Origin of the sequence: Alterileibacterium massiliense, assembly GCF_900104645.1 — a bacterium.
Lineage (GTDB): Bacteria > Bacillota > Clostridia > Peptostreptococcales > Anaerovoracaceae > Alterileibacterium > Alterileibacterium massiliense.
Genome location: NZ_FNWE01000002.1, coordinates 14,109 through 30,914, shown reverse-complemented (window position 1 = coordinate 30,914; position 16,806 = coordinate 14,109). Strand labels below are relative to the sequence as shown.

12 protein-coding genes and 1 tRNA gene are annotated in these 16,806 nt (G+C 36.0%); 8 read left to right on the top strand and 5 right to left on the bottom strand.

The window, feature by feature from the left end; translation table 11 throughout:
• Window positions 1-55: 55 nt before the first annotated feature.
• Window positions 56-1,993, top strand: coding sequence for a tRNA (guanosine(46)-N7)-methyltransferase TrmB (gene trmB, locus BQ5371_RS06815; RefSeq protein WP_083377380.1), 1,938 nt, complete (start codon window positions 56-58; stop codon window positions 1,991-1,993).
• A gap of 2 nt (window positions 1,994-1,995) precedes the next feature.
• Here trmB and BQ5371_RS01975 read toward each other — a convergent pair whose 3' ends face one another.
• Both BQ5371_RS01975 and BQ5371_RS01970 read right to left on the bottom strand, forming a co-directional pair.
• A complete protein-coding gene (locus tag BQ5371_RS01975; RefSeq protein ID WP_071132284.1) occupies window positions 1,996-2,643 on the bottom strand; it encodes a potassium channel family protein in 648 nt (215 codons plus the stop codon).
• Window positions 2,644-2,657: 14 nt separating this feature from the next.
• The gene (locus BQ5371_RS01970) at window positions 2,658-3,992 is read right to left on the bottom strand and encodes a TrkH family potassium uptake protein (RefSeq protein WP_328586033.1); all 1,335 of its coding nucleotides are present in this window, start codon (window positions 3,990-3,992) and stop codon (window positions 2,658-2,660) included.
• Window positions 3,993-4,134: 142 nt separating this feature from the next.
• Between BQ5371_RS01970 and BQ5371_RS01965 the strand changes: the two genes are divergently transcribed.
• Window positions 4,135-4,208 (top strand) — tRNA-Gly (locus BQ5371_RS01965).
• Between the two features lie 278 nt (window positions 4,209-4,486).
• On the opposite strand, the gene BQ5371_RS01960 is transcribed toward BQ5371_RS01965, so the two are convergent.
• Entirely contained in the window at window positions 4,487-5,137 is a 651-nt protein-coding gene (locus BQ5371_RS01960) for an InlB B-repeat-containing protein (protein WP_071132282.1), read from the bottom strand.
• A 110-nt stretch (window positions 5,138-5,247) separates the two neighbouring features.
• Window positions 5,248-5,928: a hypothetical protein gene (locus BQ5371_RS01955; RefSeq protein WP_071132281.1), complete on the bottom strand. Its 681-nt coding sequence runs from the start codon at window positions 5,926-5,928 to the stop codon at window positions 5,248-5,250.
• A gap of 863 nt (window positions 5,929-6,791) precedes the next feature.
• On the opposite strand from BQ5371_RS01955, the gene BQ5371_RS01950 reads away from it, so the two are divergent.
• From BQ5371_RS01950 to BQ5371_RS01940, 3 genes are all read left to right on the top strand, one after another.
• Window positions 6,792-7,427, top strand: a complete 636-nt coding sequence (locus BQ5371_RS01950) for a hypothetical protein (RefSeq protein WP_071132280.1) — start codon at window positions 6,792-6,794, stop codon at window positions 7,425-7,427.
• The gene (locus BQ5371_RS01945; protein ID WP_071132279.1) at window positions 7,424-7,654 is read left to right on the top strand and encodes a hypothetical protein; all 231 of its coding nucleotides are present in this window, start codon (window positions 7,424-7,426) and stop codon (window positions 7,652-7,654) included. Before BQ5371_RS01950 ends, BQ5371_RS01945 begins: the two co-directional genes overlap by 4 nt.
• A gap of 148 nt (window positions 7,655-7,802) precedes the next feature.
• Window positions 7,803-8,426, top strand: coding sequence for a hypothetical protein (locus BQ5371_RS01940; RefSeq protein WP_135354779.1), 624 nt, complete (start codon window positions 7,803-7,805; stop codon window positions 8,424-8,426).
• A gap of 622 nt (window positions 8,427-9,048) precedes the next feature.
• Here the strand turns inward: BQ5371_RS01940 and BQ5371_RS01935 are convergent.
• Window positions 9,049-9,936, bottom strand: coding sequence for a fructose bisphosphate aldolase (locus tag BQ5371_RS01935; protein WP_071132277.1), 888 nt, complete (start codon window positions 9,934-9,936; stop codon window positions 9,049-9,051).
• Between the two features lie 237 nt (window positions 9,937-10,173).
• Between BQ5371_RS01935 and BQ5371_RS01930 the strand changes: the two genes are divergently transcribed.
• The 3 genes from BQ5371_RS01930 to BQ5371_RS01920 are packed head-to-tail and all read left to right on the top strand — an operon-like array spanning window position 10,174 to window position 16,806.
• The gene (locus BQ5371_RS01930) at window positions 10,174-12,684 is read left to right on the top strand and encodes an ABC transporter ATP-binding protein/permease (protein WP_071132276.1); all 2,511 of its coding nucleotides are present in this window, start codon (window positions 10,174-10,176) and stop codon (window positions 12,682-12,684) included.
• A gap of 1 nt (window position 12,685) precedes the next feature.
• Window positions 12,686-15,100 carry an ABC transporter ATP-binding protein/permease gene (locus BQ5371_RS01925; RefSeq protein WP_071132275.1) on the top strand — a complete coding sequence of 805 codons (2,415 nt, stop codon included), beginning with the start codon at window positions 12,686-12,688 and terminating at the stop codon, window positions 15,098-15,100.
• Between the two features lie 59 nt (window positions 15,101-15,159).
• The gene (locus BQ5371_RS01920; RefSeq protein ID WP_071132274.1) at window positions 15,160-16,806 is read left to right on the top strand and encodes a glutamine--tRNA ligase/YqeY domain fusion protein; all 1,647 of its coding nucleotides are present in this window, start codon (window positions 15,160-15,162) and stop codon (window positions 16,804-16,806) included.

Below are 16,806 nucleotides of genomic sequence, written 5' to 3'. Positions count from 1 at the left end.
ATTAAACTGTTTTTATTGCTTAGACAAGCGAGGCAGACAAAAGATTGGAAGAAATTTGAGACAGAGAAAAGTTAAAGATTTAGAAAACAAATATAAGATATATGATGACATGATTGTCTATGATCCTAAGGCTCATAAAAACTTATGGGCTAAAGATATGCAAAGAATTTCTGCGGAAAAAATTTCTGTAGAGGTCGGCTGCGGGAAGGGCACATTTACAGCATCGCTTGCTACGAATAGACCAAATGAGCTTTTAATTGCAATTGAAGGAAATAGAAGCGTTCTTCTTAGAGCTATGGAAAAAGTTAAGGAGAAAAATCTAAATAATGTCATCTTTATTCCTGAGTTTATAAATGATTTAAGAGAATGGTTCCCTAGAACCTCGGTAAATGCGATATATTTAAATTTTAGCGATCCACTTCCTAAGCCGAGGACGGCAAAGCATAGGCTCACTCATAGGGATAAACTTAGGCAGTATTTTACGATTCTTAATGAGGAGGGAGAGTTATTTTTTAAGACGGATAATGACGACCTTTTCGATTTCAGCATCAGGGAAATGCTGTCAGAGAACCTAAGCATTGAGGATTTTACAAGAGATTTACATAGAAGCGAGCTTGGTGAGAACAATATAAAGACAGAATATGAGATAAAATTCAGCAGGCTAGGCGAAAATATAAACTATGTGAGAGTTAAGAGAGGTAAACATTTTAGCACGATGGGAGATAGTGACGAGAATATGAATCAGATGACGAATCAAAAGTCTATGGTCGCTTATAATGGAAGAGTGATACCGAAAGAGGACAAGATATTCGGTGTTGGCGAAAGGGCAAGGCTTGCTACTTCAAAATATGGAAAAGAGAATGTAATAAATGCTACAGTAGGCACGATGCTCGATGATGATGGAAATCCCATGATATTGAGCTCGGTGGACGAGGTTATGAGAAGCTTATGTCCTGCCGATTATGCTACCTATGCACCAATTTCAGGTACTGAGGGATTTAAAAAATCTATTGTGAGAGCAGCCTTTGGGAAGTATAAACCAAAGAGAAAAATTGGAGTTGTTGCTGGAGCGGGCGGTACTTCGACAATAAGAAATGCAGTTGCAAATTACACAGCCATAGGCGATAAGGTCTTGACTCACGACTGGCACTGGGGTCCATATAAGAACATTCTATCTGAACAGGGAAGAAGCATGGAAGTTTTTGAGCTCTTCGATGCAAATGGAGATTTTAATATACCTGATTTTTCAAGATGCGTTAAGAAATTACTTAGGAACCAAGATAGGCTTCTTATAATGATAAATACGCCTGCGAACAATCCAACGGGATATTCGCTTTCTGATAAAGACTTCGATTCTCTTGTAAATGTGCTAAATGAGTTAAGTAGCGAGGATAAAAAGATTTCTCTGCTCATAGATGTTGCATACATAGATTTTGCAGGAGATGAAGATGACGCGAGGTCTTTTCTTCCAATTTTAGAAAAGCTTAACGAAGAAATAATGCTTTTGTTTGCTTATAGTGCTTCAAAGACATTTACACTCTATGGATTGAGGTGTGCAGCACTGATTTGCCTTGCGGGGAATGCTGAGCTTGCCAAGGAATTTGAACTTGCAGTCACATATTCATCTAGAGCAACTTGGTCTAACTCACCTAAGGCACCGCAGAAGATTATAGAAAAGATATATAAAGATGATGAATTATTATCAAGGGTTTCAGAGGAAAGAAAAAAATTCCGTGAGATCCTCATGGATAGAGGAAGAGCGTTTGAGAAAGCATCAAAAGAATGTGGACTTGAAATTCTTCCGTTTAGAGCGGGATTTTTTGCAACTATTCCATGCGAAAGACCTGATGAGCTTGCCACAAGTCTTGAAGACGATAATGTGTTTGTTGTTCCTCTTAATAAAGGTGGAGTCAGGGTTTCGATAGCATCAATTTCTAAGGACAAATGTGAGAAGCTGCCTTTGATAATTAAGAATGCAATGGAAAATTATTGATATTATATATGAAAACATTTTTTGATAGATTTCTTTTCTCCCAATACGAGCATAGTCATACTCGGTTTCAAAATTGTTTCCGGTGTAATTGAAAGATCAACTTCCCCATGATCCTTAACGGCGATGATTGTTATGTTATGTTTTTTACGTATGTCTATCTGACCAATACTTCTTTCTGCCCAGTCCGTTGGTACAGGAACCTCAAAAATCGCATGATCATCATCAAGCTTAATATAATCAAGTATGTGATTGGAACCATAACGTATTGCCGCCCATTCAGCGACCTGTTTTTCCGGATTTAATACCTCATCAGCACCGTTACGTAAGAGAAACTTTGTCTGAACATCACGGTCCGCTCTCGAAACTACGAGCTTTCCTCCCAGTTCTTTAAGAAGAGATGTCGTTTCGAGCGAGCTTTGAAAATCTCCCCCAATTGTTACAATGCAAATGTCATAGTTGTTTATTCCAAGTGTTCTGAGAAATTTCTCGTTGGTGCTGTCTCCAATCTGTGCGTCCGTGACATAGGGAAGTATTTCATTAATTCGGCTTTCTTCCCTGTCAATCGCCATTACCTCATGCCCCTGCTTGCTAAAATGCTTGGCAAGTAGGGAACCAAAGCTGTGAATTCCAATCAATAGTATAGATTTCATTTAAGATACCTCCTTTAACCGACATTAATTTTTTCAACCGGATATTGCGAAACTTCCACTCCGTCACTGTTTACGGCGGCAAATAGAAATGTTAGACCGCCCACCCTTCCGAGAAACATCAAAGCTATCAAAATCATATGAGAAGCGAGACCGATTGAAGTCGTTATCCCAAGTGATAAACCAACCGTTCCAATTGCAGAAGCAGTTTCAAAGATGCACTTTTCAAAAGGAATTCCTTCGATAATACTTATTGCCATAGCTCCTGCTATTGAAGAAAAAAGATATATAAGAAGTAAGGTTGCCGCATTTTTTACAGCATGGTCATTAATTCTTCGCCCAAACAAATGTGGTGATTTTTCTCTTTTAATAACAGATATCATATTTGCTATAAGAACCGCAACCGTTGTTGTTTTGATACCGCCTGCCGTAGAACCGGGAGAACCTCCGATAAGCATTAGTATAATTATTAATACTCTTCCTGAACTTGTGATAGCATTAAGATCGATTGTATTAAAACCGGCGGTCCTCGGAGTTACCGCTTGGAATAAAGAAAGGCAGAATCTATCCTTTAATCCATATGCTGAAAAATCATTGAAAAACAATATTAGCGTAGGAATTAGAATCAAAATAATAGTAACTGTAAGAACAGTTTTTGTTTGCATGCTATATCGCTTTAGATGAAATTTATGTTCTGCAATATCATCCCAGGTTAGAAAACCCATTCCGCCGAATATTATCAAAAATACAATCGGAATAACAATGTTAAAGTTGTTACTGAAAGATATAAGTGATGAAAAATTACCCGTATGTTCTCCCATTATATCGAAACCTGCATTACAAAAAGCAGAGACAGAATGAAAAATCGACATCCATATTCCCTCCGCTCCAAACTTTTTAATAAAAGTTGGAAGCATGACTAGGGCTCCAATGAATTCAAATATGAATACAGCCTTGAAAATAAATAAGGTCATCTTTACGGCACCTGCAATCTGATGGCCGGAAAAACTTTCAACTAAAGTATTACGCTCAAGAAGTGAAATTTTTCTGCCGGAAAGGGTTGCAATAAAAGCAGCTACCGTGACAATACCAAGTCCGCCAACCTGAATCAAAATAAGTATAATAATCTGACCGAACAAAGACCAATAAGATGCAGTATCCTTAACGACAAGGCCGGTAACACAGATAGCAGAAGTAGAGGTAAATAAAGCATCATGAAATGATGTCCATTCACCGGATTTTGATGATAATGGAATTGAAAGTAATAACGCTCCAACAAATATGATGGACATAAATCCCAAAATAATAATTCGAAAAGATGAAAATCTTTTACTAAAGATATTACTGTCCACGATTACCTCCATACTTTAATGTTGCCATATTATAAAACAATATTTATAAAAAAGATATTAAAAAGATGATAAATGTATGAAAAATATAGAAATTAGCCTGAATTTTTGTTATAGTTACCACGTGCCATAATTTGGTAGAAATGCGGGCGTAGTTTAATGGTAGAACGCGAGCTTCCCAAGCTTGCAGCGAGGGTTCGATTCCCTTCGCCCGCTCCACTTGAAATCAATTAAAAATGTGGTAACATAATTCTGCCTAAAACCTTATTAGTTAAGGATATGGTGTTTTAAGGTTTTAAGCCTTATGCGTTAAGGATATTTAAAAGCGTGCCTAACAAGGCACACTTAATTTTTTGAGATGTTAAAAAAATTGAAATTTATACAAGGTATAAAAATTAGCTGGGAAAACTCCCAGCTTTTTCTTTTATAAAAAAAGAGGGACTGTCATAAGTCCCTCTAGTTAGATTTGTTATTAAATGATTTTCCTTGTAGATTTTTTATTTAATGCTTTTCCTTTTTTTAAGAATTAGCAAAAGACCTGTACTCATCACCATAGCAATAGATAATACATATAATATATCAAGCGTATTATCTCCTGTTTTTGGAGTATTTTTTGTATCAGCTGGAGTATTAGGATTAGGATTTACTTCTTTATCTTTCCACTGAGCGTATACTATTACATCATCAGTTACCTTTGTATTGATGGTGAATTTGTCACCGCTACCATCTGGTTTAGTATTCCAGCCTGCAAATACCTTGCCTTTTCTGGTTGGAGCCTTAGGTAAACTCTTTGAACCGCAAGAATTACCAACGCAATTAGTCTTTAATGACTTCTTATAATATACATTTAAAGTGCCAACTTCAGTATTTGGGTATTTAGGATCATCAAAATTGCGATCAAAGGTTACTTTTGGAACACTCTGATCTAAGACCATAGTGAATATTCCGGATTGTTTATATTTATTTAATGTGTTGATACCATCATTATCCGTATAATATCTTAGATAATTGAAACCATTGCGGAACAGTTTAAAAGTAGTTGGTAGTTTTTCATAGAGAGGTCCTATCTTTTGTTGCTCCCCATTATCATCTATCATGTAGAAATAGAATCCATTAGGACGATACCCTTCATCCGCAAGTTTTTCCATTTCCTCTTTTGTAGGAATTACAAAATTACCATACTTATCAATTGTTTTAAGGACATAATCATCACCATTTTTGTATTTTGTATTCCATCCTGTTGCCTTGCCTTTATCATCTAAAGTAAATTGGTTCTTTGCAACATCTTCATTTTTGCATATAGCACACTTACTACATCCATATTAAAGCGTACAGAAGCATAGTCTTCTTTAAAAGATTTGTCATACTTAGCATTTTTAAAATCTTTGACTTCTGTTACATCCTGTGGAAAATGCCCAGAATCTACTGCTGTAACATATGAGTAATATCCATCAGGAAGTGTAGATGTATCGACGCTTATTGTATAATTATGACCTTTTTTATAAGGACCTATATACTTAGCACCGCCCCATCTTCCGTGGTCACCAATAGTACCAGTCTTGGTTTCAATCAGATTTCCATTTTCATCATAAACATTAAAGGCTACTTTTTCCCATGCAGATTTAGCAGTTGGGTATTTAACAGGACCACCAAATACGATAGGGCTACGCAAGTTTCCCGGCGTATCAAATGGACTTTTGAAGATGGCATTATTATTATCTAGCAAAATCTCAGGTAATATTTCAAAATAAAACATATCTGAGTTACCATTTTGACCATTGACTGGAGCCTTATGTGGTGTAGTATGCTGATATGTTGTGAGCTTATCACTAGGATTGGTTGTGTTAGCTGCAAAAATAGCGGTTGCACCTAGGCACATACTTATAGCAACGGATAAAGAAACTAATAATCCAATTGCTCGTTTTGTAAATTTATTCATTGTATTTTCCTCCTCATGATGTCATTCTAGACCCCCCCCGATAAAATTGCAAGGCTCTCTTGCTAATTAGTTATGCTGGTTAACAATCATTAAAATCTACAAATTATTTGATTATTTTTAATATAAACTTGCAAAATGGGGGGGTGATGTATCCTAGAAGAAAGTTGAAACAACGTAACACCTTTATGAATATAATAATATTTCAAGGTGCATAATTTAACGAAAGCACGTTATGATAGGAAGTTGATTAGGGAGAGAACAAGAGGATATTAAAGTTATATGAAATAAGTGGATATATGTAAAACAACACACCAAAATATAAGGTTATCGAGCATGACAAATATACAAGAAAAAGGCTACTTGATATAATCAAATAGTATAATACATAAGAGATAACAAAGTTTCTTTTTGAAATTGAAAATCAATAGACTTACCAATACACATTATTAAGAAGCATAATCCGATGATAATAAGGAACCTCTCAAGGTGCAACATATTTCATGAAAATTAATATTTATTATGTATATTAACTACTGCACTCATTATACAGAGGGTACAGCAATTAATAAAAAATAAAAATTATAATAAAAGGAAAAGAAAGGGAAGGTGTAGGTAATGGTTTTAAAGTCAAAGACAGTCAGTTATGGTTTAGTTGAATTATGCCAGAATGGAAGTATGTATTCGATAGAAGTTAATGGTCAAATAAAAGAACAAAGTACGGATTTAACATATTTGTCACAATTATATGATAGCAAATATTATTGATTAAGGGAAAACAATCTTTAATATATGTATATAATTGCTGAGATTTTATTCACTAATAAAGTTTAGCTCATTTAAATGTAGAAAGGGAAAAGAAACATATGGAGTATTTGGAATTTACTAATACGAATGAGAATATAGTAGGATTTAACAAAACAATCATGCAAATATATATCAACATGATTGATAACAAAGAGCAAAGATTATTATTACAGACAACTGCATCTGTTCAAAACTCTTGCGGTGTATTTCATGCATACTATAAAGAAATTTCTGAAAGCGAAGTCTCAAAATCACAACTTTTTTTAGATAAAAAAATGCTTGCTGATGCATGTAAAATAATTGCTGGATATGTAACAAAAGATTTTGATGCTATATTTGAGAAAGATGTAGAAAAAACCAGAACAATAACAGTAGACGTTCCAAAAGTCAGGAAAGTTGGACTTTTTAAAAAGGAAAACTATATAGACCATGAGACGAAAACGGAGACCTTTATAGAAAGAGAAGAGGTTGTATATAAAGGTTGGAGAATAGAGCGTCTATGTAGGCAAGAAGGATCTGGAGATTATTCATCAATTTGTTTTTTTGATTACTTCTTAGGATTGGATGGAAAGTTATACCTGGTTGTTTCAAATTCAAAAGACCTGACAAAACAAATATATGACTGCATTTTAGATACACCAGCCCTGTATATTAATTCATTCTGCAACATTTTTACTTCTGTTATGGGGGAGTGACCGGTGCTTTAGATGCAATTCCTATCGATAAAGAAGATCCTAGAAGGAAAGTAAGTATGTCGTTAGATGATGACTACTATTATAATTTTCCTATTCAGATAGATGATCATCATGAGTATCCATATCGATTCGGAGGCGGTGTAGTTAAAAGATTAATAAACTTGCTAACTCAAGAAGAAAAAGAAGCATGCTTAAAAGCGTATTCATGGATAGAAAAAATAGAGTAGTAGTGGAGTTAAAAAAAATCAGAAATTTTTATGCTTGATGATAAAATCAAATTGGAATGAATCACAACCATCAGTGAAGCTGGTGGTTTTAATTTAGTCTAAGATCATCAGTATGCCTTATAAGTTCTCAGAGCATAATCGGATTTAAATGACGGAATATAGATTTAAGAAAGCACTTTTGGTTAGTTTTAGTTTAGTTTTAGCCATGGCTGCTTGCGGTGGCAGTAGTGGTTCGGGTGGTAGCGGCTCACACGCTAGCATCTCTACCGACCCAGATAATCCTAGTAAGCTCACTTTCCCTGAGACTGCTGAGAATGATGATGGTCTCTTTTATCAGTCTATCTACAACAGTAACGTGGACGACCCAGACGCAGAGCCAGGAACTATTTATGGCTGCTATCAAGGCACCACCGATGACACTGGTGGAAATTTTAAATTTATTGCATACAAACCTAGACTATCGTCAACAGTGGCGCAAGCAATTGCGAGCAATAATCTAAAATATTTCGTTATAGGAGCAAAGTATAATGATGATAGCCAGAAAATAGAAGAAGACACACTTTATATATTTAAAAATGATGCTTCTTATGATGTAATCTCGCGCGACCAAAAAACCATTAAAGTCATCGGTAGATATATCGGCATTAGTTTAGGCGCCGAAGATGACTATCTTAAGGCAGGAGAAGGTCGCCCCTCAGAAGACTATTCATCTTTCTCCAATCTAGATGAAGAGTTCGCCTTAGGCATGATCGATTATCTTATTGCTCATTAAAATATTGCCACCATTAAATTATCAATTGTGGCTTTTTCTTGCAACCAAAATTTAAGCTAGACTATATTCATGCTTCACCGGCAACTCCATGCGCCCCGCCATATTAGCGAAACTGCGGCGCTGTAATAATTTTAGGCTTTCCCCAAACAAGCGCAGCGGCTACCGGCGGTGCGCTTGTTTGGGGAAAGCCTATCTACCCATAATCTCATCTTGATACTGCACAATTTCCGCAATCGCCTCCGTAAAAGCTATCCTTGCCTCAATTTGCTGATCAGACAGACCCTACATCTTAGCAATCACGCTATTTTGCGTGCCCTTTAAATGATGCATTTTTCTATCGTGTAATTGTATTTCTTTCATAGTTCCAATGAAGCTATAAAAGATGTTGAATATTCAATAACTAAAGTTGAAAGAAATAATGGAGTTGAATTCTTCTAACCTGATGAAGGTAAAGAATTTATTGTTATAAACAAAAAAATAGAAAATAAATCACAGATTAGTTATTGTTGTTACTAAATCGTATTAAAAAATATCGGTTATAATCATTTGATTATAACCGATATTTTTTCTAATAATTTAATCGATCTAACAAAAAGCCTAAGCAAGAATTAATTCTATAAAACTATGAAATCGAAGCCTCATAAATCTTATCAATGGACTTTTTCATCTCATCAGCAAACTCTTCATCAGTCTGATTTACAAAAAGTTTTTCTGTAAGAGCCCTTGAGAAGCTTGCAGTCATGCCATTATTTTGTGCAAGCTTTTTATTAGCATCTTCCTGAGAATATCCACCGGATAAAGCGAGAAGTCTAACAGTGCAAGGATAGTCTAACAGGTCTTTATAGAGATTAGCTTTTTCAGGAATAGTCAGCTTGAACATGAGATAATCATCGTCATTCATAGTCTTAAGCTCGTTTAAGATCTCTTTATGGAGAATCTCCTCGCACCTTGCTTTTTCAGGTGCATTAATATCGACCTCTGGCTCGATAATTGGAACAAGACCTGCTTTTATGATAAGTCTTGCTGTATCAAATTGTTGTTTAATAGCTTCTTTTATTGAATCTTCATTAGGCTCCAAGATAACTGAACGCATCTTTGTTCCAAATATATTTCTTTCCTTTGCTTCCTTGAGAAGTTCCGAAAGGGCTGGATTTGGCTTCATAAGTCTAACTCCATCTTTTTCATCAGCTAGACCTGCGTCCACCTTTAGAATTGGCACGATACCCTTGTCTTCCCAAAGGTAATCAGCAGTGTATTTTCCGTCGATCTTGCTATTCATCGTGATTTTAAAAAGTATTGCTGCCAATATATGCTCGCTTGTAAATGTAGGACATTTGATTATTCTCGTCCTCATCTCATGAACAAGGCGAAACATCTCATCTTCTCCATTATATTGGTCCTCATTTATACCATATAACTTAAGTGCCTTAGGCGTGCTTCCTCCGCTCTGGTCGAGTGCGGCAACAAATCCCTTTGCATTTTTCATGCGTTCAAGTTGCTTTTCATTCATCTAAATCACCTCTCGTAAATTGATATTTGTATCAGATAAAATCTGTAATTGCTTAATAAAACTTAGTAAATGATAGCACGCATACCTATTATTTTCAAGCAGAAGAAAATAGAATGTCAATTAAAAAAGTAGTTTAATCTATAAAAAAATAGTTGACAAATAATAAAAGATATATTACTGTATTAGAAAAGTAATACAGTATAAAAACTACGATAATATATTTTAGGAGGAAGGCTGATGGCAAATCACATGATAGAGTTGAAAAAAGCCTCGAAGTTCTATTCCAATAAAGACACGGTAAGCACCGGCTTTTCTAGGGTAGACCTTATGCTTGACATAGGAGAATTTGTCGCTATTACCGGTGAAAGCGGAAGCGGTAAGTCAACACTTTTAAATGTAATCTCCGGACTAGATACATATGAAGAAGGCGAGATGTATGTAGCGGGTCAAGATACAAGTGCTTTTCAAGTTGAGGATTACGAAGCATATAGAAAGAAATACATAGGCAATATTTTTCAGGACTTCAATCTCGTAAATAGCTACACTGTATATCAGAATATAGAGCTTGTCATGCTCATTTCGGGTAAAAGAAAGAATGAGTGCAAGGAAAAAATAGAAGAACTAATAGACCTTGTAGGTCTTAGCGAGTTTAAAAATGCTAAGGTGTCAAAGCTTTCTGGAGGTCAAAAACAGAGAGTTGCTATTGCAAGGGCTCTAGCTAAGGATGCACCGATAATAGTTGCTGATGAGCCGACGGGAAATCTCGACAGCAAGTCAGCAGATCTCGTTATTAAGACTCTTAAAAAAGTATCTAGGAGCAAGCTCGTAATAATTGTTACCCATAATTATGAACAGGTAGAGGAATATATTACGAGAAAAATTACCATGCACGACGGTAAGATAATTGAAGATAGGAAGCTAAAAACTTCGCAAGATATGAGAGATATGAGCGAGGGCTTTAGCTCATATCTAGACTTAGACAGTGCATCAAGTTCAGGTGCGTCAAATTCAGAGGCACCAAATTCAGGTGAACAAAGTTCAGAGGTATTAAATTCAGATGTACTAAATTCAGAGGCATCAGGTTCAGCTTCAGATGCACCAACATCAGAGGCATCAAACTTAGAAGGCAGAAGAACAAGAAGGCAAATTAAAAAAAGGCAGATTGATAGTGAGAGCAAGGTTAGCGAGGATAGCATTGAAATAAAATCAATGAACTTTGGAAGTCAATTAAACCTAGGTATGAGAAATACATTTAATATCTTCTCAAAATTCATGCTACTTCTGATTGTATATTTGTTCATATCAACCGCAGTGACAAACCAGTACGCTTCAACAAAGGCAAGCATCACAGATATGGATAAGATAGGCTATAATCAATACTTTGCAGATTTAAGGCGTAATAGAGTTATAGTTACAAAAGAAGACGGAACATATTTCACGCCTGAGGAAGTCAAGGAAATAGAGAAAAATGAGCTTGTAGACCATGTAGTTAATAACGATGTTCAGCTTGACACCTTGGGAGCGATACCAACGGAGCAGGCATATATAAATGGGCCGGTGAGGACATATACAGGGGGTGAAAAAATTAATGTCAAATATGGCAAGCTTCCGGAAAATGATAACGAGGTTATGATAGCTGTTTATAACGACCATTATCAGGCAAGGGCTATAAAAAAATCCGCTAAGGACATGATAGGTAAAGAGTATTATCTTGACGGCGTCAATGAGGGAGAAGAGCTTCTGACTTCAAAGGTAAAAATAGTAGGAATAGCATTTATAAATAGAGATAAAAATGCGGCTCAAGATTCTTTTGAGACAGGAAGGTTATATGTCAATAGCAATACGAATAAGATAATAGCATCGAGAATGCTCGCAAGGCAGTCAGACCTCCTTATGGATTATAACGGTAAAATGCAGGAGATAAGGGCTGGCGAAGGCAGTGACCTTCTTCGCCCGTCAGCGAATGTAAGCAAGGGCAAGGCATATATATTTGAATCGCATGCCGGTTATTATAAAAATGGAGAAGCCTTATATAAGCCACTTAATATCACATCTAATGGACTTCATGAAACGAATAATTTGAATTTAACCGTAGGAAAGGTTGTTAATAGCGAGAATGCAAAGAAAGCTTTAGGAATAGAAAAAGATTTCTTTGAAGAAGCATCAACGCACATATATATTAACGAAGACGATTACTATGATCTTTATAGCAATGAAAATTATCAGGTAAGTGCTTTTGCCAAAAATGAAAAAGATGTAAAGGAGCTATCTGATTCACTTAGCAAATCAGGTTATAAGGTTCTTCCGATTAAGGAATCGCTGACAAACCCTGACCGCATAGTATATTTTGTACTAAGATTATTACAGCTTGCAATATTCATGGCTATGATTATAGTGTTATTCTTCATCTCTTATGCGGTAATAAGGCTGATAATGAAATCGAGAAATACATATTATTCAACTCTTAGAATACTTGGAGCTAAAAGGAATAATGCAAGTAATATTATGAAAATAGAGTTAATAGCTATGGCGATGATTTCATATGTACTCAATATAATTTTCGTACTACTTGTAAATAAGGATATTTTGAAAATACCTATTTTAAAAAATAATCTTTCATATATATCGCCTCTAGATTTCATTATTCTATTAGCAATACTTATAATATTATCTCTTTTGATAGCAAGAAGATATTCGAGAAAGATGTTCAGCAAGAGTGCTATGAATGCGTACAGGGAGGAGATATAAAATGATTAAATTAGAAAAGCTTAACAAATATTATTATAAAAATAAAAGCAATGAAAATCATGTTTTAAACGATATATCTATAGACCTTCCTGAAACAGGGCTTGTATCATTCCTTGGACCATCTGGCTGCGGAAAGACTACGCTCTTAAACGCGATTGGTGGACTGGACAAGCTTAGCTCAGGTAAGGTTTACATAGATGATGAGTGCATATCTAAGAAAAGGTCAGGTAAGATTGATACTCTTAGAAATGCAAAGATAGGATATATCTTTCAGAATTATAATCTTCTCGACGATAGGACAGTCTATGAAAATGTTGCACTAGCTCTAAGAATGATTGGAATTAAAGATGAAAAAATCATTGATGAGAGGGTGAGATACTGCCTAGAAGCTGTTGGAATTTATAAGTTCAGAAAGAGGAGAGCTGATGCACTTTCGGGTGGTCAAAGACAGAGGGTAGCTATAGCAAGGGCGATTGTAAAAAATCCTAGAATAATAATCGCCGATGAGCCAACTGGCAATCTCGACAGTGCAAATACCCTTGAAGTAATGAATATTATAAAAGCTATTTCAAAGGAAAGACTGATTTTACTCGTCACTCATGAAAAGAAGATAGCTGAATTTTATTCGGACAGGATAATTGAATTAAAGGATGGCAAAATAATATCAGATAGACTTAATGATTCAACTAGGTATCTGGACTACCAGCTTGAAAACAAGATATATCTAAAGGATATGAATGTGCAGAAAAGTTTTTCTGATGATGATGTAAAAGTCGATGTATTTAGCAATGAAGAACATAAGGCGGAAATAAAAATTGTAATTCGAGGTGGAAATCTCTATATAGATACGGACAATAAATACAATGTGGTAAGCGATGACTCAAATATAGAGATGATAGATGACCACTATAAGGTAATAGATAGCGAAACATATGATAAACATTCTTTTGAATATGATAAGCATCTTCCTAAGAATTTCAAAGCTAAATACACATCGCTCTACACACCTTTTAACAATGTGGTCAAGGGCTTTAAATCAATAAGGAAATTTAATAAGGGAAAGAAGATTTTGCTCATAGGATTTTTCTTCGCTGCAATGTTTTCGTTCCTCGCTGTAAGCAATATAGTAGGGCTTATGACGGTCAAGACCGAGGATTATATTTCAACAAATAAGCATTATTTGACGGCAACTAACTCATCTAAAAATGAAGAAATTATCACCAAGGCTTCAGGCGTATCCGGAGTTAAATATGTAATACCTGGCAATTCAAAGGCTACACTTTCGCTCATGATGAATGACTATTACCAGACGGCAACTGCCATTGGAAGGCTTGAAGGCTCAATAGCCCTATCTAAGGTGCTTGATAAAGATGATATTATCAAAGGCGAATACAAGGGAAATGATAATGAGATAGTTCTGGATAAGCTGATAGCTAAGAGATTTCTTAAGGCTAAGTCAGGCAAGAATGCAGGAGTTATCCATTACTCAGATTTCATAGGGAAAAGAATCAGTCTTGGAGGAAATGAGACATATATCATAAGTGCGATTTCAGATACAGGTTCACTATCTTTTTATGTAAGTGATAATTCATACATTGATATACTAAGCCAACTAGAGATAGAAAAGGCTCAAGGTGATCCATCTAAGAGCGATATGCTGAAAGATTATTCAAGAGCTCAGGATATTACAATAAAAAAGGGAAGAGCACCTACAAATTTGTATGAGGTCATAGTAAATGAATCCCAGCAGGATGAGTTTGAACTCAATAAGACAATATCTACTAAGGTTAACGATCATCCGCTAAAAGTTGTTGGATATTATAAGAGCAGTCAAATAGGAGATTTTAACTATGTATCTTCTGAAACCCTAAGGGCTGGATACATAGGCAAGCAGAAAGTTATTTCAATATATGCAGATGATCCTATTAAGGTTAAAGACGAGCTTAGCAAGCAAGGGATAAATGCAAATATCAATATAGACGAAGAGAGGGCGAAATATGATGATAGCAGACATAAGAGCGTGATAACTTCACTCATCCTCGCAGCGGTAATACTCACAATCTCACTCATTGAGATGTATCTGATGCTTAGATCGTCCTTCCTTTCAAGGCTCAAGGAAGTTGGAATTATGAGAGCTATTGGAATAAAGAAGCGTGACATAACGACGATGTTTGCCGGAGAGATAATAGCCATTAATCTGATAACTGTAATTCCAGGAATTGCTTTTATGTACTATATATGGTCTAACATAATAAAAATCTCTGATACATTAGCAAAGATGTATGCAGTAAATCCAGCAGTTGCAATTATCACCTTTGCAATGCTGATGTTCTTCAACCTAATAATAGGACTTATACCTGTTGCTAGCTCTATGAGAAAGACACCTGCAGAGATGCTTGCAAGGACGGATATATAGAAATTGATAGACTGAACATATTATGTTATAATCTTCTATCACTAAAAACGGAGGAAATTATGGATAACAGCAGATATAAAGATATGCCGGGTAATTTTATACACGATATAATTGAAGCGGACCTTGAGAGTGGAAAGCATAAGGAAATAATTACGAGATTTCCTCCGGAGCCAAATGGGTACCTGCACATAGGCCATGCAAAATCAATCTGCCTGAATTTTGGCACGGCACTTAAGTATGGCGGAAAATGCAATTTAAGATATGATGATACGAATCCGGTCAAGGAAGACATAGAATATGTTAACTCCATTGAGGACGATGTAAGATGGCTTGGATTTGAATGGGCTGAACATAGGTGGGCATCTGACTACTTTGACATTATGTACGATGCAGCAATAGAGCTTATAAAAAAAGGGAAAGCTTATGTCTGCAATCTATCTCCTGAGGAAATTAAAAATACCAGAGGTACGCTAAAAGAGGCAGGCAAGGAAAGCCCTTATAGGAACAGAAGCATTCTAGAAAATCTTGAACTTTTTCAGAAGATGAGAGATGGTGAGTTTAAAGATGGAGAGGCAGTGCTTCGTGCCAAAATCGATATGTCATCTCCAAATATGAACATGAGAGATCCTGTAATCTACAGAGTTCTTCATGAAACACATCACAATACAAAGGACAAGTGGGTTATATATCCGATGTATGATTTTGCCCACCCTATCGAAGATGCAATCGAGGGGATCACACATTCTATTTGCACGCTCGAATTTGAAGACCATAGACCTTTCTACGACTGGACTCTTGAAGAAGTAGGCTTTTGGAAAAATCCACCAAGGCAGATAGAGTTTGCAAGGCTTAATATTACGAACATGATAATGAGCAAGAGGTATCTTAGAGCCATGGTCGAAGATGGGACGGTTTCAGGCTGGGATGACCCTAGGATGCCTACAATTGCGGGTATAAGGAGGAGAGGTTATACGCCGGAAGCTATCAGGCAGTTCTGCGATGAGATAGGAGTTGCAAAGGCAAATTCTACGGTAGATATAGCACAACTTGAATCTTGCATCAGGAGCGACCTTCAGAACAAGTGCGAAACAAGGCACATCGTTACAAATCCAATCAAGCTCATAATAACCAACTGGGAAGAAGGCAGAATAGAAAATATTGAAGTAGAAAACAATAGAAATGTGCCGGAGCTTGGGACCCGTGAAATTCCATTCGGAAGAGAGCTTTGGATTGACGGCGACGATTTTATGGAAGTGCCGGTTAAGAAATATTTCAGGCTTTTCCCTGGCAATGAGGTAAGGCTTAAGGGAGCTTATTTTGTTAAGTGCAATGAAGTTATAAAGAATGAAGATGGCTCTATAAAAGAAATTCATGGAACATATGACCCTGATACAAAGGGCGGCGAGTGCAAGACTAGGAAGGTAAAGGGAACTATTCACTTTGTTGAAGCGAGCACAGCGATTAAGATTGATATTAGAGAGTATTCTCATATGATGATAGAAAAAGAAGATGGAACGCAGGAATTTAATCCGGATTCACTCAAGGAAACATGGGGATATGCAGAGCCACTTGTCGCTGATATAAAGCCGGAAGAAAGGATTCAATTTTTCAGAAAAGGATATTATATTGCGGATAGCAAGTTGACTACGGGAGACAAAAAGGTATTCAATAGTATAGTTAATTTAAAAACATCATGGAAAAAATAG

Coding starts and splice junctions, on each gene's coding strand:
- BQ5371_RS01975 (WP_071132284.1), bottom strand. CDS start 2,643: ATGAAATCTATACTATTGATTGGAATTCACAGCTTTGGTTCCCTACTT.
- BQ5371_RS01960 (WP_071132282.1), bottom strand. CDS start 5,137: ATGGAAAAACTTGCGGATGAAGGGTATCGTCCTAATGGATTCTATTTC.
- BQ5371_RS01955 (WP_071132281.1), bottom strand. CDS start 5,928: ATGAATAAATTTACAAAACGAGCAATTGGATTATTAGTTTCTTTATCC.
- BQ5371_RS01950 (WP_071132280.1), top strand. CDS start 6,792: ATGGAGTATTTGGAATTTACTAATACGAATGAGAATATAGTAGGATTT.
- BQ5371_RS01940 (WP_135354779.1), top strand. CDS start 7,803: ATGACGGAATATAGATTTAAGAAAGCACTTTTGGTTAGTTTTAGTTTA.
- BQ5371_RS01935 (WP_071132277.1), bottom strand. CDS start 9,936: ATGAATGAAAAGCAACTTGAACGCATGAAAAATGCAAAGGGATTTGTT.
- BQ5371_RS01930 (WP_071132276.1), top strand. CDS start 10,174: ATGGCAAATCACATGATAGAGTTGAAAAAAGCCTCGAAGTTCTATTCC.
- BQ5371_RS01925 (WP_071132275.1), top strand. CDS start 12,686: ATGATTAAATTAGAAAAGCTTAACAAATATTATTATAAAAATAAAAGC.
- BQ5371_RS01920 (WP_071132274.1), top strand. CDS start 15,160: ATGGATAACAGCAGATATAAAGATATGCCGGGTAATTTTATACACGAT.